This window comes from Amycolatopsis sp. cmx-11-12 (assembly GCF_046269425.1).
Taxonomy (GTDB): domain Bacteria; phylum Actinomycetota; class Actinomycetes; order Mycobacteriales; family Pseudonocardiaceae; genus Amycolatopsis.
This window is the reverse complement of the sequence record NZ_JADNQM010000006.1, coordinates 281,561-304,368: the sequence shown is the minus strand read 5'-3', so window position 1 is coordinate 304,368 and position 22,808 is coordinate 281,561. Positions and strand designations below refer to the sequence as shown.

Here is a 22,808-nt window from a genome sequence, read left to right as displayed (position 1 = left end):
GGAACCGGGCAATGACTCGGAAAATTCACCGGGTGGAAGAGAGTCGTGTCATCGCGGCGGGGGCCGAGACGGTCCGCGGCCTGATCGACGATCTCGACAGCTGGTCGCACTACCACCCGGCAGCGGTCCACGCCGAATACCTGGAGCGCAAGGACGGCGAAAGCCTGGTCGAGCAGTGGGCGCTGACCGGCGCCGAGACCGTGCGTACCTGGAAGACGCGGCGCTGGGACAAGGACAGCGGAATCGCCTTCGCGCACGAACCGGCCGCAGCGCCGTTCGCCGAAGTGCACGGGGAGTGGGTCTTCGAGAGGCGTGACGAGAAAAGCACCCTCGTGCGGATGGTGCATGAGTTCACCCTGCTCGAAGAGGACGCCGGGGCGGCCGAACGCCATCGCGAGAAGATCCGGCAGGGCAGCGTCGGATTCCTCGACACCCTGCAGTACGTCTCGGAGAACCGCGAGGAACTCTCCCGATTGACGATCACCTTCGAAGACCCGCTCTTCATCGCCGGATCGATCGAAGACGCCTACGCCTATCTCTACGAGGCCGACAAATGGCCGGAGCGCATGCCGCACGTCGCCGCGCTCCAGCTCGAAGAGACCGTGTCCAACATCCAGTTCTTCGACATGGACACCGCCGACCCGGACGGCGCGCACCGGCACAGCACGCGTTCGGTCCGGATCTGCCTGCCGCACCGCAGGATCGTCTACAAACAAGTCAAACTGCCGAAGCTGCTCGACGGCCACACGGGACATTGGGACTTCGTCGAAACCCCGGAAGGGGTCATCGCGACGACCCGGCACACCGCGACGATCAAGCCGGCCGCGCTGGACGTGCTCGGCGAGGGGACGACCGTGCGGGACGCGCGGAACTACCTCCGCCGTGTGCTCACCAACAACAGCATGTCCAATCTGCGCCTCACCAAGGCCTACGCGGAACAGCGTGCGGGCTGGTGACCGCGCACGAAGAGCGCGCGCTCGCCGGCGTCCAGAGCTACAGCCGCAAGATGCTCGCCGTCTACGACCTGTGGATCCTTGGTGTGGTCTGCCCGGTGGTATGGCACTGCTCGCGCGGGACGATGGCGGCGCAGTACGCCCGCAACGTCGGGGCCCGGCATCTCGACATCGGGCCGGGCACCGGATATTTCCTGCGTCGTACCAGGTTCCCGGTCGAGCGGCCGGAGGTGACCCTGGTCGATCTCAACGAGGACGTCCTGCACACGGCGTCGCGGCGGCTGGCGAAGTACCGGCCGTCCACCTTCCGCCGCGACGTGCTGCGCCCGCTGGACCTCGGTGAGCGCCGGTTCGATTCGGTGGGGATGAATCTGCTGCTGCACTGCCTGCCCGGCGATCTCACCGAGAAGGCGGTCGTGTTCGACCACGTGCTGCCCCATCTCGAACCGGGCGGACGCGTGTTCGGCAGCACGGTGCTCTCCCACGGGGTGAAACACGGGTTTCTCGCACCCAAGGCCTTGGAGGCGCTGAACCGGGACAACGACATGAGCAACGCCGACGACTCGCTGGAACACCTGGAAACCGCACTGGCGAAACGGTTCTCCGAGCATCGGATCACCGTCCGCGGTTCGGTGGCGCTGTTCGAGGCGAAGCAGCCTTAGTCCACTTTCGCCGTCGCGTGGGTTTGTTGCCGCCCACGCACGGCGGAGGGTTCCGAATGTCCGGGGTGCGCTCCGCCGTGGCATTCGGGACACCCCGGGCGGAACACCGTAGGCTCGGCTGAATGAGCACGGCATCCACCACGGAGCATCCGATGGTCGAAACCCGGCACCAGACCCAGTTGCTCACCCTGCTGCGGGACGAAGGCCCCATGTCCCGCGTCGAACTGGGGGAGCGGCTGGAGCTGCCGCGTGCCAGGGTGGGTGCCGAGGTCGCGCGCCTCGCCGAGGTCGGCCTCGTCGAAACCGCCGGTCCGTCGGCGAGCCGGGGCGGCAGGCGGTCGACGCTGGTGCGGCTGGCGGGGGACCTGCGGGTGCTCTCCGTCGACGTCGGCGCGACGTCGGTCGGGGTCGCCCTCACCGACGCCTCGTGCGAGGTGCTGGTGCACACCGTCGAGGACTGCGACGTCCGGAAGGGGCCGCACGCCGTCCTCAAACGCATCGCCGAACTGGCGGAGAAGATCCGCGAAGACGTGCCGGGGAAGCTGATCGCCGCCGGGATCGGCCTGCCGGGGCCGGTGAGCTTCGCCGAGGGTATGGCGGTCGCGCCGCCGATAATGCCCGGCTGGGACCGGTTCTCCGTGCGAGACCACCTCGGCGGGCTGCTGCGCTGCCCGGTCACCGTCGACAACGACGTGAACTCGATGGCGCTCGGCGAACGGCACGCCGGGGTCGCCCGCTCCATCGACGACCTGGTGTTCGTCAAGATCGGTACCGGTATCGGCTGCGGGATCGTGCTGGGCGGCAAGGTGTACCGCGGCGTCGCGGGCACCGCGGGCGACATCGGGCACATCCGCCTCGACGACTACGGGCCGACCTGCGCCTGCGGTGAGACCGGATGCCTCGAGGCGTACTTCGGCGGTGCCGCGCTGGCCCGCGACGGGCTGACGCTGGCCCGCAGCGGCCGGTCCGCGTACCTCGCCGACGTCGTCGCCGACCGCGGCGCGATCACCGCACAGGACGTCGGCCGCGCGGCGGCGTCGGGTGACTTCGGCGCGGTCAACCTGATCCGCGACGGCGGACGGCGGCTCGGCCAGGTGGTCGCCTCGCTGGTGAGTTTCGTGAACCCGGGCATGGTCGTGATCGGTGGCGGCGTCGCGCAGCTCGGGCATCAGCTGCTCGCCGAGATCCGCAGCTCGGTGTACCGGCGGTCGCTGCCGCTCGCGACCGGGAACCTGCCGATCGTGCTGTCCGAGCTGGGGGACACCGCCGGGGTCATCGGGGCCGCCTGGTCGGCTACGGACCGGGCTTTCACGCTCAGTAGCTGAGTCTCGGCGGACGGCCGACCGCCCGCAGACGTAGATCAGGATCGCGCGCCAGACGAGGCCACCCCATTCCCCCGGCGTGGGTGGCTGTCCGGGATCGACGGCACAGACGAGGACGAACGCGACGATCAGATCCGCTCGTCTGCCCGTGAGCCAGACCAGAGCCCTGTCGTGGAAACGGAATCCGTCGGTGCGCGGTTCGGTCGGGGTCGTGCTCATACGAACTCCTCCGGGTCGGTTTCCTGCCGTGGGTCGTCACTGTCAGCGCCCGGGCGCCGGACCGGTACGCCTGATGAACGGGCAGGTTGGGGCGATGCGGGGAAAGCCGGGGCAGCTTCACGAGCCGGTGACCACACGGTCGCGGACGACTACACTTCGTGTGATCGGGGAGGGACCGATGACCGAGCCGAACAGGTTGCTGCGGGCGGCGCGAGAGCGCTTGCCCTCGCCCGGCGCGCCCGGTGAGCAGGCGGGCCGGGCAGAGGTCGCCGAGGCGGTCAACGCCTGGTTGTGGGAGACCACCGGTAAACGGCACGCACTGGACGCGCACTACCTGGCGAAACTCGAGAGAGGCGTCGCGAGGTGGCCCAACGCGGCCTACCGCGCGGGCCTTCGGCACGTTCTCGGTGCCGTGGACGACGCTGCCCTGGGCTTCACGCCACCTCGCCGAGCGCTGGCCGAGCCGCGGACGTCACCCGCTTCCCTCGGTTCGCAGTGGGACTCCAGGGACATGATCGAGCGGGCGATCGTGCTGACCGACCACGATCTCCTGACCGCGGCCCGGGGAAGTCCGCTCGCCGGACCGCGACTCGGCTCAGCACTCGCCACTGAGTTACAGCCGTTCCTGTGGCCGGTCGCCGTCGACGCCCATCGTGACGGAAGCGCCTTCAGCACACCCGAACTCGACGCCGCCGAGCGGTTCGTCCAGGTGCTGCGTTCCTGGCATTCCGCGCACGGCGCTCTGTCCCGGCAAGCCGTCGCCGCGCAACTGGGGGCACACGTCCGTCGTCTGCGTGCCGCGCCGCAGGGCACTCCGGAGACCGTCCGGGGGTTCCGGGTCGGAGCCGAGATCGCGGACATCGCCGCCACCATGGCTTGGGACGTGGGGGAAAGCGGCGCGGCCCAGCGCTATTTCGTCCTCGCCGCCCAGCTCGCCCACGCGGCAGGGGACGACGCACTTGCCGCGGTCGCGTTGGCCTCGCTCGCACGCCAGTGTTTCGACCTGGGACGGCCGGGTGACGGGCTCGAGGTCATCCAGCTCGCCCAGTACTGCACAAGGCGCACCGCGTCGCCCAGACTCCGAGCCGTTCTGGCGACCCGCGAGGCGTGGGCTTACGCGCTACAAGGTGAAGCGAGAGCTTTCAGGCGAGCCGTCGCCCTCGCCGAGGACTATCACAGCGAAGGAGTGCGTGACCTCGACTCGCGCACCCCTTCGGCGAGAAGTCTCGACAGCGCGGAACTCGCGGGCGTCATCGGTGCCCGTTACCGGGATCTGGCGCGCCACGACGTTCGCTACGCCGTGACCGCGCAGGACTACATCGGCCGGGCGCTGGACCTGCGGCATCCGAGCCGGGCCCGCAACCGGATCTTCGACCTCGTGGGGCTCGCCAGGGCCCACCTCGTTTCCCGGGAGCCGGAAAGGGCCGCGGAGCTGATCGCCGAAGCGCTGCCGTCCGCCGGTGCTTGGGTGTCCGGAAGGGTGGGCGTGCGGCTGAGGGACTTCCATCGTGAAGCAGCGGTGTTCGCTACGGTGCCCGCCGTGCGGGACGCGCGTGACGCCGTCCTGATGCTGACCGCCGCCTGACGAGAGGAACTTCGTTGCCCCGCATCGGAATCACCGGCCACACGAACCTGTCCGGGGCCACCGTGCCCTTGGTCGCCGATGCGCTTCACGGGGTGCTCGCCGGGTTGGCGGGCGAGCCGCTCGTCGGCGTGACCTGCTTGGCTCGCGGTGCCGATCAGGTCTTCGCCCGGGTCGTGCTCGACCTTGGCGGCTCGGTGGAGGTCGTCCTCCCCGCCCGTGACTATCGCGACCGGAAGGTCAAGCCGGACAACGCCGCCCACTTCGACGAGCTGATCGGCCGGGCGGCGGCCGTCCACACCCTGCCCTTCCCGGAGTCGAACCGCACGGCCTACATGGCGGCCAGTGAACATCTGCTGACCGGTGTGGACGTTCTGGTCGCGGTCTGGGACGGCGGGCTCGCGGGTGGGCACGGCGGGACGGCCGACGTCGTCGACGCGGCGCGCGAGCGGGGTCTCCCGGTGACGGTCGTCTGGCCAGAGGACGCTGTCCGAGACTGACCTCGGCCACGGACCGGGCCTGCACCCTCAGTAGCTGACTGAGCCCTGTGGTCCGCCTCCAGGACTGCAATGAAAGGGCCTTTCATAGCAAAATTTGCTATGAAAGGCCCCTTCATTGCATGGGGGAGGGGGCGCGGCGGTAGCGCTGCGTGGTCTCAGGAGAGGCGCCCGGCGGCACGTTAGGCACTCACTCGACTCCGATTAGTAACGTCAAGATCGTACAGACTTTTGCATGCAAAGTGCGAAAGTCTGTACCGATCTGGACGGCTATTCGGGTGACGGAGGCCATTTCTGTCCTGTTGTCACCTTGACGAGTGACACTGACCACCCTACTTTCGCTGGCTAAGTAACAAAGTTTGTTACGGCCGATTCGTAAGTGAGGCGTCGTCAAATGGGGCAGTGTGGCCGCGACTGAATCCGGGCAGTTCGACCCGGTCAGCCCACGCACGGCGAACCTCGCCGCGCTCCTGCGGGCGTTGCGTGCGGGGCCGCTCTCGCGTACCCAGCTCGCGGCGCGGTGCGGGCTCACCAAGGCGGCCGTCTCCGGGTTGATCACCGAGCTGTCCGGACGCGGCCTCGTCCGCTCCGCCGGACTCCAGGCAGGCGGCAACGGCAGGCCCAGCCAGCTGGTCGAGCTGAACGGCGCCAGCGCCTACGGGCTCGCGCTCAGCGTCGAGGCCGACCGCTTCGCCGCCGTCGTCACGAACCTCGAAGGCCGCGTCATCGCCGAACGGGTCGAGACCGCCGACGTCGCCGCGCTCGGCCTCCACCGGAGCATGGACGAACTCGCCTTCCTCGCCGGGCAGGTGCTGCGCGACGAGCGGCCGGTCGGCGTCACGGTGTCCGTTCCCGGTCTGGTCGACTCGGCCGCCGCGGTGCTGCGGTTCGCGCCGACCCTGCGCTGGCGCGACGCCGAGATCGCCGATCTCCTGGCCGCCCGGCTCGGGCTGCCGGTCGACGCCATCGCGGTCGACAACGAGGCCAACCTCGGCGCGGTCGGCGAAACGGTCGCCGGGGTCGGTGCCGGGGTGAGCGAACTCTTCTACCTCAGCGGCGGGATGGGCGTCGGCGGCGGGCTGGTGTCCGGTGGCGCGATCCTGCGTGGTGCCAGGGGTTTCGCCGGCGAGGTCGGGCACATCACCGTCGATCCGTCCGGCGAGCAGTGCCAGTGCGGCCGGGTCGGCTGCCTGGAGACCAAGGCCGGGCTCAACGCCGTGCTGCGCGGCGCCGCCTCACCGGGCGACCCGCTGCACGATCCCGCACTCGGCGTCGACGGTCGGGTCGGGCTGCTCAAGCACCGTGTGCAGTGCGGTGACCAGCGCGCGGTCGCGGCGGTCTCGGAACTCGGGGTCGCGCTCGGCATCGCGGTGTCCACTGTGGTCGATGTACTCGACCCGGACGTCGTGGTGCTCGGCGGCTACTTCGCCGAATTGGGTGAGTGGCTGGTCGAGCCGGTGCGCCGCGAACTGTCCGCGCGGCCGCTCGGGCACGATCCCGCCTGCCGCGTCGAGCCGTCGCCGCTGGGCACCACCGCCCCGCTGCGCGGCGCCGCCCACCTCGCCACCGAACGGCTTTTCGCCGATCCGACGCTCGTTCCGCTTGCCACCGAGGCCGAGGAGGCGCCGGCATGACCTTGCTATCCGTCCGGGGGATCGTGAAGACCTTCCCCGGGGTGCGTGCGCTCGACGGCGTCGACTTCGACGTCGAACCCGGCGAGGTGCACTGTCTCCTCGGCCAGAACGGCGCGGGCAAGTCCACTTTGATCAAGACCCTCGCCGGGGCACACCGTCCCGACGAAGGCGAGATCACCTGGCAGGGCGAGCCGGTCACGCTGCCCTCACCGGTCGCCGCGCTGAAGATCGGCATCGCCACGATGTACCAGGAACTCGACCTGGTACCCGGGCTTTCCGTCGCCGACAACATCTTCCTCGGCCGCGAGCGCGCCACCTTCGGCTTCACGCGGATCAGCGAATCCCGGCACAAGGCCGCCGAGCTGATGGCCCGGCTCGGGCATCCGGAGATCTCGCCGTCGACCGAGGTCGGCAAGCTGTCCGCCGCCGGACAGCAGCTGGTCTCGATGGCGCGGGCGCTCGCGTACGACGCGAAGCTGCTGGTGATGGACGAGCCCACCGCGGCGCTCGCCGGGGAAGAGGTCGACAACCTGTTCCGCATCGTCGGCGAACTGACCGCCGAGGGGGTCGCGATCGTCTACATCTCCCACCGGCTCGAAGAACTGCGCCGGATCGGGCACCGCGTCACCGTGCTCAAGGACGGCAGGACCGTCTCCACCGGCCTCGACGCCAAGGAGACCCCGACCTCGGACCTCGTCGCGCTGATGGCGGGCCGCAAGGTCGAGACCGTCTTCGGCCCGCGTCACCAGGAGCACGTGGACCCGGACACCGAGGTCCTCAAGGTGGAAAACCTGACCACCGTCGGCGAGTTCGAGAACGTGACCTTCACCGTGCACGCGGGTGAGGTCGTCGGTATCGCGGGCCTCGTCGGTTCGGGCCGCAGTGAGCTGCTGGAAACGATCTTCGGGGCGCGCAAGCAGGACACCGGATCGGTCTCGGTCGACGGGAACACCATCCGGGGAGGCAGTGTGTCCGCGGCGGTCAAGGCCGGGATCGGCCTGGCGCCGGAGGAACGCAAGAGCCAGGGCCTGCTGCTGGACCTGTCCGTCGCGCACAACGTGACGCTGGCCAGCCTCTCCAAGTACGCGACGTTCGGCTTCTCCGACCGGTCCCGTGAACTGGAGGACGCCGGGGAAAGCCTGCGGCGCCTCGATCTCCGGCCCGCCGACCCGCAGCGGATCATCCGCACGCTCTCCGGCGGCAACCAGCAGAAGGCGGTGCTCGCGCGCTGGCTGGTCCGCGGCTGCCGGGTGCTGCTGCTGGACGAGCCGACGCGCGGGGTCGACGTCGGCGCGCGGGCCGAGCTGTACCGGCTGATCGCCGAACTGGCCGCGACCGGGGTCGCGATCGTGCTGGTCTCCAGTGAGATCCCCGAAGTACTCGGACTGTCCGACCGGGTGCTGGTGCTGCGTGAAGGACGTGTCCTGGCTGAAAAGCCGTCTGCGGAGCTGACAGAGGCGGATGTGCTCGACGTGATTCTCGAGGGGAGTGCGGCGTGACTGACCAAGCCGAGTCGGTGCGTACGGGAACCGCCGTGGAACCCGTACCACCCAAGAAGAAGGGGTTCGCCTTCTCACTCGATTCCCGGCTGCTCGCGCTGACCGGGGTGCTGGTGATCCTGTGCATCGTCGGCCAGGTGACCCGGCCCGACCAGTTCTTCACCGAAGGCAACATCTCCACGATCCTGCGGCTCGCCGCGGCCATCGGCGTGGTCAGCGTCGGGATGACGTTCGTGATCATCGCCGGTGGCATCGACCTCTCGGTCGGGTCGATCGTGGCGCTCTCCAGCGTCTGGCTGACCACCTTGGCCACCCAGTCCTACGGCCCGTGGGTAATGATCCTTTGTGGACTCCTCGTCGGCCTCGGCTGCGGGCTGGTCAACGGGATACTGGTGTCCTACGGGAAAATCGTGCCGTTCATCGCGACCTTGGCGATGTACGTCTCGGCCCGCGGCCTCGCGGAACGCATCAGCGGCCGCCGCACGCAGGTGGTGTCGGAAGCGGGCTTCCTGGAGTTCTTCCGCGGTGACCTGCTCGGCATCCCGGTGCTGATCTGGATGTTCGCGCTGGTGTTCGCGGTCGGCTGGGTGGTGCTGAACCGCACCACGTTCGGCCGCCGCACCTACGCCGTCGGCGGCAACGCGGAAGCGTCGCGGCTGGCCGGCATCAACGTCAAGCGGCACACCGCCCTCGTCTACGGCGTCGCCGGACTGTGCTGCGGTATCGCCGCGCTGATGGTCGTCGCCCGCACCACCGCGGGCGCCTCGACCAACGGCATGCTCTACGAACTCGACGCCATCGCGGCGGTCGTCATCGGCGGCACGCTGCTCACCGGTGGCCGCGGCTCGCTCATCGGCACCCTGATCGGCGTGCTGATCTTCACCGTGCTGTCCAACATCTTCACGCTCAACAACCTGGACACCGACATCCAGAACATCGCCAAGGGCGTGATCATCGTGCTGGCCGCGCTACTGCAGTTCCGCTCCGTGAAGAAAACCAAGACGAGTACTTGATCACCGTGGATGGAGAGTCGTCATGACCGAACAATCCCTGCATCGCCGCCGTTTCCTGCTGGGAGGCGCGGCCGTCGGAGCGGGTGCGCTGCTGACCGCGTGCACCTCGAACGAGGCACCGGCGCAGAACAACGCCGCCAACGTCGCGAACGCGGGTAGCAACGCGCAGCCCGGAAGTCCCGTCACCATCGGGTTTTCGGCGCCCGCCGCCGACCACGGCTGGATGGCGGCCATCACGAAGAACGCCCGCGCGCAGGCGCAGAAGTTCAGTGAGGTCACGCTCAACGCGACCGAGGGCACCAACGACGTCAACCAGCAGATCTCCCAGGTGGAGACGCTGATCAACGCCAAGGTCAACGTGCTGGTGATCCTGCCGTTCGACGGCAAGGCGCTGACCGCGGTCGGCCAGCAGGCGATGGACGCCGGTATCCAGGTGATCAACCTGGACCGCGTTTTCGACACCCCGCTCGCGTACCGCACCTGGATCGGTGGCGACAACTACCGCATGGGCGTCAACGCGGGCAACTACATCGCCCAGCAGATGAAGGCGAAGAACGTCGCCAGCCCCATCATCGGTGAGGTCGCGGGCATCGACTCGCTGCCGCTGACCCAGGAACGCAGCAAGGGTTTCAAGGATGCCTTGGCGCGTCAGGGTTTCGCGGTCGGCCCGCGGGTCTCCGCGGAGTTCACGCCGGAGTCGGGCGAGAAGCAGACGTCGAACCTGTTGCAGTCCGCGCCCAAACTGGACGCGCTCTGGAACCACGACGACGACCAGGGTGTCGGTGTGATCGCGGCGATCAACAACGCCAACCGCAAGAACTTCCTGATGGTCGGCGGCGCCGGTTCGAAGAACGCGATGAACCTGATCAAGTCCGACGCCGAGCCGCTGAAGGCGACGGTGCTCTACAGCCCGTCGATGGCGTCTTCGGCGATCTCGCTCGCGCGGCTTCTCGGCCAGGGCAAGGGCGCCGGTGACTTCGCCGAGCACGAGATCCCCGCCGAGATCACCACGTACTCCGCGGTGGTCACCAAGGAGAACGTCGACAAGTACATGGACGTCGGCTTCGACTCGTAAACCCAGCACTCCCGACACGCAGGCGGATTCTAGGAGGGGTATGAGCACGGCAAGGGAAACGATCGGGATCGGCATGGTGGGCCACGCGTTCATGGGTGCGGTGCATTCGCACGCGTGGCGCAGTGTGCACCGGTTCTTCACGCCACCGCTGATCCCGAGACTCGCCGTGCTCGGCGGCCGTGACGAGGTGCGGGCGAAGGCCGCAGCGGAACGGTTCGGCTGGGAAGACGTCGAGACGGATTGGCGTGCGCTGATCGCCCGCGACGACGTCGACCTTGTCGACATCTGCACGCCGGGCGACAGCCACGCCGAGATCGCGATCGCCGCGCTCGAAGCAGGAAAGCATGTCCTGTGCGAGAAACCGCTCGCCAACACTCTCGCCGAAGCCGAAGCGATGGCCGAGGCGGCGGCGAAGGCACGGGCGAACGGTGTCCGGTCGATGGTGGCCTTCAACTACCGCCGGGTGCCCGCGCTCGCGCATGCCAGGAAGCTGGTCGCGAGCGGGGCGCTCGGCGAGATCCGCCACGTGCGGTCGGTCTACTTGCAGGACTGGTTGTCCGACCCGCTGTCGCCGATGACCTGGCGGCTGCACAAGGACAAGGCGGGCTCCGGCGCGCTGGGCGACCTCGGCGCGCACATCGTCGACGCCGCCCAGTTCGTCACCGGCGAGAAGATCACCGGGGTTTCCGCGCTCACCAACACCTTCGTCAAGGAGCGGCCGGACGGGAACGGCGGGACCGGGCGGGTCACGGTCGACGACACCGCCCTGTTCCTCGGCCGGTTCACCGGCGGGGCCGTCGCGAGTTTCGAGGCGACCCGGTTCGCGCTGGGCCGTAAGAACGCGATGCGGCTGGAGATCAACGGGTCGAAGGCGAGCCTCGCGTTCGACTTCGAATCGATGAACGAACTGTCCTGGTTCGACGGCGGGCAACCCGCCACCGAGGCCGGGTTCCGCCGGATCCTGGTCACCGAACCCGAGCACCCGTACGTCGGGGTCTGGTGGCCGCCGGGGCACCTCCTCGGCTACGAGCACACCTTCACCAACGAGGTCGCCGACCTGCTCACCGCGATCGGCGACGGCACGGATCCCGAGCCGTCCTTCGAGGACGGATTGAGGGTTCAGCAGGTCCTCGACGCGGTCGAGCGCAGCGCGGCCGAAGAGGCTCGATGGACCGCTGTGCCCGGCGTCACTGCTAAGGGGAGTAACTGAGGAGTAGATCCAGCCGAAAGTCGCATGACGGCTATCACTGCGACTTGGTTCGATCCGAAACGTCCGACCATCCGAGGTTGGTGTTTTCGGGTTTGGAAAGGTGGAGAAATGCCTGCTCACGAGCGTACGGGCATCTGGTTGATCGGTGCGAGGGGGTCTGTCGCCACCACCGCCGCGGTCGGGCTGCTCGCCCTCCGCGCGGGGGTGACGGGCGGTGGCGGTTGCGTCACCGAACTGCCCGCTTTCGCCGATGTTCCGTTGCCGGGCTGGGATGATCTGGTCCTCGGCGGGCACGACATCGTGCACACCCCGCTGGAGAAGCGGGCCGAGCAGCTGGCGCACGCCGGCGTGTTCGGGCAGTCGGTGTTCTCGGCGGTCCGGTCCGGGCTGGCCGAAGTGGACGCCGAGATCCGCGACGGCTATCACCCGGCGACGCATACGGGTGCCCAGGCCGACGCGGCCGCCCGGCTCACCGCGGACATGCGAGCTTTCGCCGACCGGCACGACCTCGCACGGGTCGTGGTGGTCAACGTGTCCTCCACCGAGGCCCCGTGTCCCCACCTTCCCGAACACGACGACCTCGACTCGCTGGAGAAGGCGCTGGACGACCCGGCGCGGGCGGTGCTCCCGGCCAGTTCGTTGACGGCCTACGCGGCGCTGAAAGCGGGGGCTCCGTACGTCGAGTTCACGCCGTCGGCCGGGATCAGCCTGCCCGCGCTGCGGCAGCTTGCCGAGCGGGAAGGCCTGCCGTACGCGGGTTCCGACGGCAAGACCGGGGAGACCCTGCTCCGTACCGTTCTCGCGCCGATGTTCAGCGCGCGGGCGCTGAAGGTCCGTTCCTGGGCGGGCACCAACCTCCTCGGCGGCGGTGACGGCGAGACCCTGGCCGACCCGGTGACCGCGAACAGCAAGCTGGAATCGAAGGCACGCGGACTCGCGGCACTGCTCGGCGACGACGTCGTCGCGCCACTGCACATCGACAACGTGCCGGACCTCGGCGAGGTCAAGACCGCGTGGGACCACGTGTCGTTCGAGGGATTCCTCGGCGCGCGCATGAGCCTGCAGTTCACCTGGACCGGCTACGACTCCGCGCTCGCGGCGCCGCTGATCCTCGACCTCGCTCGCCTGGTCACCACCGCGCACGCCGCGGGCCAGAGCGGCGCGCTGACCGAACTCGGCTTCTTCTTCAAGGACCCGCTGGGCAGCGACGAGCACCGCTTCGCCGAGCAGTCCGCTCGCCTGATCGCCTGGGCAGGAGCCCTGTGAAGGCTTACGTAGAACTCGTCCGGGCGCCCGCGGCGCTGACGGTGCTCGGCGACACGGTCGCCGGGTCCGCCGCGGCGGGGCTCAAGATGACCGGGCGACGGCTGCTGCTGCCGCTGTCCTCGGTCGCCTTCTACTGGGCCGGGATGGCCCTCAACGACTGGGCGGACCGGAAGCTCGACGCCGTGGAGCGTCCCGAGCGGCCGATCCCGTCCGGGCGGGTGAGTGCCGGCGCGGCGCTCACCACCGGCGCCGCGCTGACCGCGGCCGGGCTCGGCCTGGCCGCGCTCGGCGGTGGCCGCACGGCGATGAAGGTCGCGGTCCCGCTCGCGGCCGCGGTCTGGGCCTACGACACCGTGCTCAAACCGACTCCGGCCGGACCGGTGGCGATGGCGGCTTGCCGCACGCTCGACGTCCTGCTGGGCGCCGGTGGCGAAACCCGCCTCGCCGCCACCGCCGCAGTGGCGGTGGGCGTGCATACGCTCGGCGTCACGGCGTTGTCCACCGGGGAGGTCCACGGCGCGGATCCGGCGACGGCCCGCGCCGCACTCGCCACCAGCTGCGCGGCGACAACGTTGGCATTGACCGGTCCGGCCCGCGGTGGCTGGCATCGCGCGGCCTCGATGGCGGCCGGTTCGGGCTACGCGGGGATGGTCGGCCGGGCGCAGGCGGACGCCGTCCGCGACCCGTCGGCGAAGGCCGTGCGCACGGCGACCAAGACCGGCATTCACGGCATGGTCCCGCTCCAGGCGGCGATCACGGCCAAGGGCTCGGTACTGGGGGCGGCGCTGGTCGCGGCCGCGCTGCCGATCGCCCGCAAGCTGTCGCGGAAGGTGAGCCCCACATGAGCTTCTCCTTGGGATACGGCACCAACGGGTTCTCCAACCACCGCCTCGACGACGCGCTCGCGGTGATCGCCGACCTCGGGTACACCGGGGTGGCGCTGACGCTGGACCACGACCACCTCGACCCGTTCGCCGACGATCTGGCGCGGCAGGTCGACCACGTGGCCTCCCGGCTCTCGGCGCTGGGCCTGAACCGCGTCGTCATCGAGACGGGCGCGCGATACCTGCTCGACCCGTGGCGCAAGCACTCGCCGACGCTGCTGTCCGACGATCCCGCGCTCCGGATCGACTTCCTGGCGCGAGCCTTGCAGATCGCGGGCGACCTCGGGGCGGATTGTGTGTCGTTCTGGTCCGGTGTGTCCACTGTGGACAACGATGTCGCGTGGTCCCGGTTGCGTGAGGGTGTCGCGGCGGTCCTGGAGCACGCCGCGCGGCTGAACGTCCGGCTGGCCATGGAGCCCGAACCCGGGCACCTCGTGCAGCATCTGGGCCAGGTACTGGACCTGCGCAAGGAACTCGGCGAACCGGAGCTGTTCGGCGTCACGCTCGACGTCGGGCACTGCGTCGCCGTCGAGCCGGTGGACGCGGCCGAATGCGTCCGCCTCGCCGGGTCGCTGCTGTGGAACGTCCAACTGGACGACATGCTGCCGAAGGTCCACGAGCATCTGGAGTTCGGTGACGGGCAGCTGGATCTGCCCGCGACTTTGGCGGCACTGGCGGAGATCGGCTACACCGGGCTGGCCGCTGTCGAGCTGCCTCGGCACAGCCACGCCGCGCCGGACGCCGCGCGGCGCGCCTTCACGGCACTGACCGCGGCGATGCCGGAGTCGTGGCTGGACAAGGCGGAACGCCGGATCCGGGAGAAGCCGTCGGTCGTCGGCTCGGTCTTCCCGGCCGTCGGCCGTGAGGTCGGCCGGGCGGCACTGCGACCCGGTACCGATCCGCAGGGGCTGGTCCACGGCACGCTTGACGACCGGGCGCGCGTCCGGCTCGTCACGGTGCTGGCCGACGTCCTCGACTCCTCGGCGCTGGCCGCGGAACTGCGGGACCTCTACCGCTACGGCGACGACGCCGAGCGGCGCGGAGTGCTGCGGGGACTCAACGCGCTGGAGTCGCCGGCGGCCGAAGTCGTCGACGCCGGTGTCCAGCTGGTCCAAGACGCCTTGCGCGCCAACGACATCCGCCTGGTCGCCGCCGCCATGGGTGCCTTCGCCCGGCACCTCGACGGGCACACCTGGCGGCACGGCGTCCTCAAATGCGTCTTCGTCGGCGTGCCACTGGCCGCCGTCGCGGACCTCACTTCCCGCGCGGACGACGAGCTCAGACGCATGCTCGCCGACTTCGCCGACGAACGCAGGGCGGCCGGACGTGACGTTCCCGCCGACGCCCTCTCATTGCTCAAGGAAGGGCACTAGCAGTGCGCATCTTCGATCCCCACATCCACATGTCCTCCCGGACCACCGACGACTACGAAGCCATGTACGCCTCCGGTGTCCGCGCGCTGGTCGAACCCGCGTTCTGGCTGGGGCAGCCGCGCACCAGCGTCGGCTCGTACACCGACTACTTCGACGCGCTCATCGGCTGGGAACGGTTCCGCGCCGCCCAGTTCGGCATCCGGCACCACTGCACGATCGCGCTGAACCCCAAGGAAGCCAACGATCCCCGCTGCCGCGAGGTGCTCGACGTCCTGCCGAGGTACCTCGCGAAGGACGGCGTGGTCGCGGTCGGCGAGGTCGGCTACGACTCGATGACCAAGGAAGAGGACGAGGTCTTTGCGCAGCAACTGGCGATGGCCCTCGAACACGATCTTCCGGTGATGGTGCACACTCCGCACCGCGACAAGCTGGAAGGCACCAAGCGCACACTCGACGTCGTCCGTGAGGCCGGCGTCGCGCCGGAGCGCGTGGTCGTCGACCACCTCAACGAGGTCACCGTCGAGCTGGTCAAGGATTCCGGTGCCTGGATGGGTTTCTCCATCTACCCGGACACCAAAATGGACGAACATCGGATGGTCGAGATCCTGCGCCGGTACGGGCTGGACAAGATGATCGTCAACTCGGCCGCGGACTGGGGCCGCTCCGACCCGCTGAAGACCGCCAAGACCGGGCAGGCGATGCTCGACGGCGGGTTCACCGAGGCCGACGTCGACAAGGTGCTGTGGCAGAACCCGGTCGACTTCTACGGCCAAAGTGGCCGACTCACCCTCGACCCGCTGCCCGGTTTCACCGGTGAGGCAGTGACTTTCGAGGGCAACTCGGTCCTGCGAGGTGCCCGCAAATGATCTCCTACTGTACGAACGTCCACCCCGCCGAAGACGTCGAGGGCATCGTCGCGCAGCTGGAGCGGTACGCGCTCCCGGTGCGTGAACGGCTGGGCGCCGATCGGCTCGGCGTCGGGCTGTGGCTTTCCGCGCCGGTCGCGCGCGGCCTCGCCGACGACCCTCAGGCGCGCAAGGATTTCCGTGCCGAACTCGACGCGCGCGGACTCAGCGTCTACACGCTGAACGCGTTCCCGTACGGCGGTTTCCACGACGACGTCGTCAAGCACGCGGTCTACCGTCCTGAGTGGACTGATCCGGACCGGGTCGCGTACACCATCGACTGCGTGAACGTGCTGTCCGACCTGCTCGCCGAGGACGCGACGTACGGCAGCATCTCGACGTTGCCGCTCGCGTGGCGCGAGCCGTGGACCGAGCACGACGACCGCCGCGCGGCCGAGGCTTTCGGCCAGGTCGTGCGGGCGATCGGTGACCGGCCGATCAAGTTGGCCGTCGAACCCGAACCCGGCTGTGTCCTCGACACCGTCGCCGACGCGCTCGGCTGGCTGTCCGGCCGCGTCGACCCAGAGTACGTCGGGCTGTGCCTGGACACCTGTCACCTCGCGGTGTCCTTCGCCGACCCGGCGGAGACCCTCAAGGCGATCGCGGCGTCCGATGTGGACATCGTCAAGGTGCAGGCCTCCGCGGCGCTGCACGTCGAGAAGCCTGCTGAGGCAAGAGAAGCACTGGCCGCCTTCGCCGAACCGCGCTATCTCCACCAGGTGCGAGAGTTTTCGGGCGGTGTCGTGCACAAGGCCGACGACCTGCCCGAGGCATGGACGGAGTTGCCGGGGGAGGGCCCGTGGCGCGTGCACTTCCATATGCCGCTGCACCAAGCTCCGGCCGCGCCGCTCGCCACCACGACCGACGTCCTGCGCACCGTCGCCGCCGGGCTGCCGGGCGAACCGCATATCGAGGTCGAGACCTACACCTGGAGCGTGCTCCCGGACGCGGGTGACCTCGTCGGCGGGATCGCCGCCGAACTCGAGTGGGCCAAGGCGAACCTCACCAGGGAAGGGGCTTCCGCATGAAGCCGCTGGTCGTCATCGACGTCGTCGGGCTGACCCCGAAGGCGTTGCGGGACATGCCGAACCTGTCCGCCGTCGCCCGCGACGGCTGGCAGGCCGAACTGGGCACGGTGCTGCCCGCCGTCACCTGCAGTGCGCAGTCGACGTTCCTCACCGGACTCATGCCCGCCCAGCACGGAATCGTCGGCAACGGTTGGTACTTCCGCGAACTCGGCGAGATCTTCCTGTGGCGCCAGCACAACCGGCTCGTCGGTGGCGAGAAGCTGTGGGAGACCGCGCGGGCGGCGCACCCCGGTTACACGTCGGCGAACGTGTGCTGGTGGTACGCGATGGGGATGAGCACCGACGTCACGGTGACCCCGCGGCCGATTTACCACGCCGACGGCCGCAAATCCCCGGACGCCTACGTGCGCCCGCCGGAACTGCACGATCAGCTGACCGGTGCGCTGGGGGAGTTCCCGCTCTTCCAGTACTGGGGCCCGACGGCGTCGATCAAATCGAGCAAGTGGGTGATCGGCGCGTCCCGGCAGATCCTGTGTGAGAAGCGGCCGGATCTGCTGCTGACCTACGTCCCGCACCTGGACTACGATCTCCAGCGCTTCGGCCCCGACGCGCCACAGGCTGCGTTGGCGGCGCGGGAGTTGGACAACGCGCTCGCGCCGCTGCTCGACGACGCCCGCAACGCCGGGGCCACCGTGGTCGCGCTCAGCGAGTACGGGATCACGAACGTCAGCAGGCCGGTCGACATCAACCGGGCGCTGCGTCGCGAGGGTCTGCTGGAGGTCTACACCCAAGCGGGCATGGAGTACCTCGACCCATGGGCGTCGCGCGCGTTCGCCGTCGCCGACCACCAGGTCGCGCACGTCTACGTCCGCGACTCTTCGGATGTGGAGCGAGTGCGTTCGATCGTCGGCGAACTGACCGGCGTCGACGAGGTCCTCGACCGTGAGGCGCAGGCTCGTTACGGGTTGGATCACGAACGCGCCGGCGACCTCGTCGCGGTCGCGGAGCCGGACTCGTGGTTCACCTACTACTACTGGCTCGACGACGAGCGGAAGCCCGACTTCGCGCGCGGCGTCGAGATCCACCGTAAACCGGGTTACGACCCCGCCGAGCTGTTCTTCGACCCGGAGGACAAGTTCGCCAAGGCGCGGGCCGGACTCAACCTGGCGAAGAAGTTCGCCGGACTGCGGTACGCGATGGACGTCGTCCCGACCGACCCGCGCTGGGTGCGCGGCTCGCACGGGCGACTGCCTGATTCCACTGAGGACGGTCCGGTGCTGCTCTGCTCGGATCCGTCGTTCCAGCCGTCCGGCCGCATCGGCGCGACCGACGTACATCCGCTGCTCCTTTCCCTGCAAGGCCTGAAATGACGGGAGGGTCAGAGGCCGGCTAGCCGGGACGTGTCGCGAAAGCCACTTTCGCGACGTCTGGTGTCCCGAAAGTGGCTTTCGCGACACCCCCTCCCCGGATCTCACGAAAGGAAAGTTCCACCCCGCAACTCCTTCCTTGATCGCCGCCGCTCATCGAAAGGATCGCCACAGCTATGTCCTTGAAACGACGACTAGGCGTGCTCGTCACGTCGATGGTCACGGCTTTGACAGGCGTCGCGCTACCGGTGCAGGCCGCACCGGAGCACGAAGCGGCGACGGTGCTCGTGTTCTCCAAGACCGCGGGATTCCGTCACGATTCGATCCCCACGGGGATCCGGGCGATCAAGGAACTGGGTGCGCAGAACCACTTCGGGGTGGAAGCCACCGAAGACGCGGCGGCCTTCACCGACGCGAACCTCAAGCGCTTCAACGCCGTGGTCTGGCTTTCCACAACCGGTGACGTGCTGAACGCGGACCAGCAGGCCGCGTTCGAGCGGTACGTGAAGGGAGGCGGCGGGTACGTGGGCGTGCACGCCGCCTCCGACACCGAGTACGACTGGCCCTGGTACGGCGACCTGGTCGGGGCGTACTTCAAGTCCCACCCGCAGATCCAGAAGGCGAACGTCAAGGTCGAAGACCATGACCATGTGTCCACTGTGGATCTTCCGGAGACCTGGCCGCGCACCGACGAGTGGTACAACTACCGCGAGAACCCTCGCAGCAAGGTCAACGTCCTGGCGAGCCTGGACGAGAAGAGCTACCAGCCCGGCGACGGCGCGATGGGCGATCACCCGATCGCCTGGTGCCACGAGAACTCCGGCGGCCGCTCCTGGTACACCGGCGGCGGGCACACCAAGGAGTCCTACGCCGAGCCCGCGTTTCGCAAGCATCTGGCTGGCGGTATCAAGTACGCCACCAAACTGAGCGAGGCGGGCTGCGCCAAGCAGACCCCGGATCCGGTCGACGCGGACTTCGACCAGATCACCCTCGCCAAGGGTGAGGAGAAGACCGGCGAGCCGATCGCGCTTTCCGTGCTGCCCAACCGCGACGTCCTGCACACCTCGCGCGACGGCCGCGTCTGGTACACCAGCTCGTCGGCGACGACCAAACTGGCCGCGACGATCCCCGTCTACAACCACGACGAGGACGGCCTCCAGGGTGTCGCCATCGACCCGGACTTCGCCAAGAACCGCTGGGTCTACCTGTACTACGCGCCCAAGCTGAACACCCCGGCCGGTGACGCGCCGGAGAACGGCACCGCGGCCGATTTCGCGCCGTTCAAGGGCCACAACCAGCTCTCGCGGTTCAAGCTCACCGCCGACAACAACCTGGACCTCGCGAGCGAGCAGAAGATCCTCCAGGTGCCGGCCGAGCGCGGCATCTGCTGCCACGCGGGCGGTGAGATCGACTTCGACGCGCAGGGCAACCTGTATCTGTCCACAGGGGACGATTCCAACCCGTTCTCCTCCGACGGTTTCACCCCGATCGACGAACGCGCCGACCGCAACCCGGTCTACGACGCGCAGCGCACCTCCGGGAACACTAACGACCTGCGCGGCAAGGTGCTGCGGATCAAGGTCGCCGCGAACGGTAAATACACCGTTCCCCAGGGCAACCTCTTCCCCAAGGGCAAGGCCAAGACCAAGCCCGAGATCTACGCGATGGGCTTCCGGAACCCGTTCCGGTTCGCCGTCGACCGTAAGACCGGCTGGATCCACCTCGCCGACTACGGCCCCGACGCCGGTACCGCCGACCCGAAGCGCGGTCCCGGTGGCACGGTCGAGTTCAACCTGATCAAGAAGCCGGGCAACTTCGGCTGGCCGTACTGTATCGGCGACAACCAGCCGTTCATCGACTACGACTTGGCCACCAAGCAGTCCGGTGCCGCCTTCGACTGCGCCAAGCCGAAGAACACCAGCCCGCGCAACACCGGGCTGACCGACCTGCCCCCGGTCGAGAAGGCGTGGATTCCTTACGACGGCGGCTCGGTGCCCGAGTTCGGGACCGGTCCGGAGTCCCCGATGGGCGGTCCGGTCTACCAGTTCGACGCGAAGAACCCGTCGCAGACGAAGTTCCCGGAGTACTTCAACGGCAAGACCTTCGCCTACGAATGGGAACGCGGCTGGATCAAGGAGATCACCGTCGGCAAGAACGGTGAACGCGGTGCCATCAAGCCGTTCTTCGACTCGATGGACCTGGTCCGCCCGATGAACGTCGAATTCGGCCCGGACGGCGCGATGTACGTCCTCGACTACGGCACCGGGTATTTCGGTGGCTCCAAGGAATCCGCGGTCTACCGCGTCGACTACACGAAGGGACGCCGGACGCCGGTGGCCCGGGTGGCCGCGGACAAGACGTCCGGCCAGGCACCGCTGACCGTCAAGTTCGACCCGGCCGGGACGAACGACCCCGACGGCGGAGCACTCACCTACGCCTGGGACTTCGACGGGAACGGCACGACCGATTCCACCGAAGCCGCGCCGGTTTCCCACACCTACGCCGCGAACGGCCAGTACACGGCGAAGCTTTCGGTCACCGATCCCACCGGTCTGACCGGTTCGGCGAGTGTGGTGGTCACCGTCGGCAACACGGCACCGGTGGTCACGCTCAAGACGCCGGTCAACGGCAGCGTGTTCAGTTTCGGCGACAAGGTCCCGTTCAAGGTCGAGGTGACCGACGCCGAGGACAATCCGATCGACTGCGCCAAGGTGACCGTCGAATACATCCTCGGTCACGAGGGCCACGGACATCCGCTGAGCCGCGCCACCGGCTGTGAGGGCACGATCGCCACCCCGGCGGACGAAGGCCATGGCGCGGACGCCAACGTGTTCGGCGTCATCAACGCCAGCTACACCGACAACGGGGGCAACGGTGTCCCGGCGCTGACCGGCGAGGCGGAGTCCATCCTGCAGCCGAAGCTGAAGCAGGCGGAGTTCTACACCCAGTCCAGTGGGATCGAGGTCGTCGGGCACGACGGCGCCAGTGGCGGCAAACGCGTCGGCCACATCGAATCCGGTGACTGGATCAAATTCGACCCGGTGAACCTCGTGGGTGTCAGCGGTATCGGCTACCGGGTCTCCTCCGGCGGGGCCGGCGGCACGATCGAGGTCCGCTCGGGTGCGGTGGATGGCCCGCTTGTCCAGACGGTCACCGTCGCCAACACCGGCGGCTGGGACACCTATGCCGACATCCCGGCCTCCGCCATCACCGACCCCGGTGGGACCGGCCCGCTGTTCCTCGTGTTCAAGGGCGGTTCCGGCGGCTTGTTCGATGTAGACGCGATCACTTTTGAGGAGTCTTGATGAGCCGTCCGATCACCTTGTTCACCGGCCAGTGGGCGGATCTCCCGTTCACCGAGGTGTGCAGGCTGGCCAGTGAGTGGGGCTACGACGGCCTCGAGATCGCGTGTTCCGGCGACCACTTCGAGGTCGACCGTGCACTGTCCGAAGAGGACTATGTGCCCGGGCGACTGAAGCTGCTCGCCGAACACGGCCTCAAGGTGTGGGCCATTTCCAACCACCTCGTCGGCCAGGCCATCTGCGACGACCCCATCGACGAACGCCACCAGGCCATCATCCCGTCCAGGGTGTGGGGCGACGGTGAACCGGAAGGCGTCCGGCAGCGGGCAGCGCAGGAAATGGCCGACACCGCCCGTGCGGCGGCGAAACTCGGTGTGGACACGGTGATCGGCTTCACCGGGTCGAAGACCTGGAAGTACGTCGCGATGTTCCCGCCGGTGTCGCAGGCGGTCATCGACGACGGCTACACCGACTTCGCGGACCGCTGGAACCCGATCCTCGACGTCTTCGACGAGGTCGGCGTGCGGTTCGCCCATGAGGTCCATCCGTCGGAGATCGCTTACGACTACTGGACGACAAAGCGTGCGCTCGAAGCTGTCGGCAACCGTCCGGCATTCGGGCTGAATTGGGATCCTTCGCATTTCATCTGGCAGGACCTCGACCCGGTCGGCTTCATCCTCGATTTCGCCGACCGGATCTACCACGTGGACTGCAAGGACACCAGGAAACGGTTCGACGGACGGAACGGACGGCTCGGCTCGCATCTCCCCTGGGGAGACCCCCGACGCGGCTGGGACTTCGTTTCGACCGGGCACGGCGACGTGCCGTGGGAGGACTGTTTCCGGGCACTGAATTCGATCGGCTACGCCGGTCCGATCTCGGTGGAGTGGGAAGACGCCGGCATGGACCGGCTCCGGGGCGCGGCGGAAGCCGTGACCTATCTGCGGGGGCTCCTGTTCGACAAGCCGTCGGCGGCCTTCGACGCGGCTTTCAGCAACCAGAAGTGAGGGCGGTTTC

General features: G+C 68.6%; 18 protein-coding genes. All 18 read left to right on the top strand.

What is annotated here, in order from left to right:
- Positions 1 to 32 precede the first annotated feature (32 nt).
- The 18 genes from ACLARN_RS11100 to ACLARN_RS11015 all read left to right on the top strand — a co-directional run bounded on the left by ACLARN_RS11100 (position 33) and on the right by ACLARN_RS11015 (position 22,798).
- The gene (locus tag ACLARN_RS11100; protein WP_409491248.1) at positions 33 to 956 is read left to right on the top strand and encodes an aromatase/cyclase; all 924 of its coding nucleotides are present in this window, start codon (positions 33 to 35) and stop codon (positions 954 to 956) included.
- Positions 953 to 1,615, top strand: coding sequence for a class I SAM-dependent methyltransferase (locus ACLARN_RS11095; RefSeq protein ID WP_409491247.1), 663 nt, complete (start codon positions 953 to 955; stop codon positions 1,613 to 1,615). Before ACLARN_RS11100 ends, ACLARN_RS11095 begins: the two co-directional genes overlap by 4 nt.
- A gap of 122 nt (positions 1,616 to 1,737) precedes the next feature.
- Complete coding sequence (locus ACLARN_RS11090; RefSeq protein WP_409491246.1) at positions 1,738 to 2,940, top strand: ROK family protein; 1,203 nt, start codon at positions 1,738 to 1,740, stop codon at positions 2,938 to 2,940.
- A 394-nt stretch (positions 2,941 to 3,334) separates the two neighbouring features.
- Positions 3,335 to 4,741, top strand: coding sequence for a hypothetical protein (locus ACLARN_RS11085; protein ID WP_409491245.1), 1,407 nt, complete (start codon positions 3,335 to 3,337; stop codon positions 4,739 to 4,741).
- Positions 4,742 to 4,755: 14 nt separating this feature from the next.
- Positions 4,756 to 5,238, top strand: coding sequence for a hypothetical protein (locus ACLARN_RS11080; RefSeq protein WP_409491244.1), 483 nt, complete (start codon positions 4,756 to 4,758; stop codon positions 5,236 to 5,238).
- 401 nt (positions 5,239 to 5,639) lie between these two features.
- The gene (locus tag ACLARN_RS11075) at positions 5,640 to 6,869 is read left to right on the top strand and encodes an ROK family protein (protein WP_409491243.1); all 1,230 of its coding nucleotides are present in this window, start codon (positions 5,640 to 5,642) and stop codon (positions 6,867 to 6,869) included.
- Positions 6,866 to 8,368: a sugar ABC transporter ATP-binding protein gene (locus tag ACLARN_RS11070; protein ID WP_409491242.1), complete on the top strand. Its 1,503-nt coding sequence runs from the start codon at positions 6,866 to 6,868 to the stop codon at positions 8,366 to 8,368. The genes ACLARN_RS11075 and ACLARN_RS11070 overlap by 4 nt, the downstream gene beginning before the upstream one ends.
- On the top strand, positions 8,365 to 9,381 hold the full coding sequence (locus ACLARN_RS11065; RefSeq protein WP_409491241.1) for an ABC transporter permease: 1,017 nt from the start codon (positions 8,365 to 8,367) through the stop codon (positions 9,379 to 9,381). Before ACLARN_RS11070 ends, ACLARN_RS11065 begins: the two co-directional genes overlap by 4 nt.
- Before the next feature lie 22 nt (positions 9,382 to 9,403).
- Positions 9,404 to 10,456 carry a substrate-binding domain-containing protein gene (locus ACLARN_RS11060; protein WP_409491240.1) on the top strand — a complete coding sequence of 351 codons (1,053 nt, stop codon included), beginning with the start codon at positions 9,404 to 9,406 and terminating at the stop codon, positions 10,454 to 10,456.
- Between the two features lie 40 nt (positions 10,457 to 10,496).
- Complete coding sequence (locus ACLARN_RS11055; protein WP_409491239.1) at positions 10,497 to 11,666, top strand: Gfo/Idh/MocA family protein; 1,170 nt, start codon at positions 10,497 to 10,499, stop codon at positions 11,664 to 11,666.
- Positions 11,667 to 11,774: 108 nt separating this feature from the next.
- Entirely contained in the window at positions 11,775 to 12,932 is a 1,158-nt protein-coding gene (locus ACLARN_RS11050; protein WP_409491238.1) for an inositol-3-phosphate synthase, read from the top strand.
- Complete coding sequence (locus ACLARN_RS11045; RefSeq protein WP_409491237.1) at positions 12,929 to 13,777, top strand: SCO3242 family prenyltransferase; 849 nt, start codon at positions 12,929 to 12,931, stop codon at positions 13,775 to 13,777. The genes ACLARN_RS11050 and ACLARN_RS11045 overlap by 4 nt, the downstream gene beginning before the upstream one ends.
- Positions 13,774 to 15,189: an EboA domain-containing protein gene (locus tag ACLARN_RS11040; protein WP_409491236.1), complete on the top strand. Its 1,416-nt coding sequence runs from the start codon at positions 13,774 to 13,776 to the stop codon at positions 15,187 to 15,189. Before ACLARN_RS11045 ends, ACLARN_RS11040 begins: the two co-directional genes overlap by 4 nt.
- 2 nt (positions 15,190 to 15,191) lie before the next feature.
- Entirely contained in the window at positions 15,192 to 16,055 is an 864-nt protein-coding gene (locus ACLARN_RS11035) for a TatD family hydrolase (RefSeq protein WP_409491235.1), read from the top strand.
- Positions 16,052 to 17,122 carry a metabolite traffic protein EboE gene (eboE, locus tag ACLARN_RS11030; RefSeq protein ID WP_409491234.1) on the top strand — a complete coding sequence of 357 codons (1,071 nt, stop codon included), beginning with the start codon at positions 16,052 to 16,054 and terminating at the stop codon, positions 17,120 to 17,122. The genes ACLARN_RS11035 and eboE overlap by 4 nt, the downstream gene beginning before the upstream one ends.
- Positions 17,119 to 18,492, top strand: coding sequence for an alkaline phosphatase family protein (locus ACLARN_RS11025; protein ID WP_409491233.1), 1,374 nt, complete (start codon positions 17,119 to 17,121; stop codon positions 18,490 to 18,492). The genes eboE and ACLARN_RS11025 overlap by 4 nt, the downstream gene beginning before the upstream one ends.
- 212 nt (positions 18,493 to 18,704) lie before the next feature.
- The gene (locus ACLARN_RS11020; protein WP_409491286.1) at positions 18,705 to 21,794 is read left to right on the top strand and encodes a ThuA domain-containing protein; all 3,090 of its coding nucleotides are present in this window, start codon (positions 18,705 to 18,707) and stop codon (positions 21,792 to 21,794) included.
- Complete coding sequence (locus ACLARN_RS11015) at positions 21,794 to 22,798, top strand: sugar phosphate isomerase/epimerase family protein (protein WP_409491232.1); 1,005 nt, start codon at positions 21,794 to 21,796, stop codon at positions 22,796 to 22,798. Before ACLARN_RS11020 ends, ACLARN_RS11015 begins: the two co-directional genes overlap by 1 nt.
- Positions 22,799 to 22,808 lie beyond the last annotated feature (10 nt).

What these genes read in the sequence shown, in the direction of transcription:
- ACLARN_RS11050 (WP_409491238.1), top strand. Translation starts at nt 11,775, where the DNA reads ATGCCTGCTCACGAGCGTACGGGCATCTGGTTGATCGGTGCGAGGGGG.
- ACLARN_RS11090 (WP_409491246.1), top strand. Translation starts at nt 1,738, where the DNA reads ATGAGCACGGCATCCACCACGGAGCATCCGATGGTCGAAACCCGGCAC.
- ACLARN_RS11085 (WP_409491245.1), top strand. Translation starts at nt 3,335, where the DNA reads ATGACCGAGCCGAACAGGTTGCTGCGGGCGGCGCGAGAGCGCTTGCCC.
- eboE (WP_409491234.1), top strand. Translation starts at nt 16,052, where the DNA reads ATGATCTCCTACTGTACGAACGTCCACCCCGCCGAAGACGTCGAGGGC.
- ACLARN_RS11020 (WP_409491286.1), top strand. Translation starts at nt 18,705, where the DNA reads ATGGTCACGGCTTTGACAGGCGTCGCGCTACCGGTGCAGGCCGCACCG.
- ACLARN_RS11015 (WP_409491232.1), top strand. Translation starts at nt 21,794, where the DNA reads ATGAGCCGTCCGATCACCTTGTTCACCGGCCAGTGGGCGGATCTCCCG.
- ACLARN_RS11060 (WP_409491240.1), top strand. Translation starts at nt 9,404, where the DNA reads ATGACCGAACAATCCCTGCATCGCCGCCGTTTCCTGCTGGGAGGCGCG.
- ACLARN_RS11055 (WP_409491239.1), top strand. Translation starts at nt 10,497, where the DNA reads ATGAGCACGGCAAGGGAAACGATCGGGATCGGCATGGTGGGCCACGCG.
- ACLARN_RS11040 (WP_409491236.1), top strand. Translation starts at nt 13,774, where the DNA reads ATGAGCTTCTCCTTGGGATACGGCACCAACGGGTTCTCCAACCACCGC.
- ACLARN_RS11070 (WP_409491242.1), top strand. Translation starts at nt 6,866, where the DNA reads ATGACCTTGCTATCCGTCCGGGGGATCGTGAAGACCTTCCCCGGGGTG.
- ACLARN_RS11025 (WP_409491233.1), top strand. Translation starts at nt 17,119, where the DNA reads ATGAAGCCGCTGGTCGTCATCGACGTCGTCGGGCTGACCCCGAAGGCG.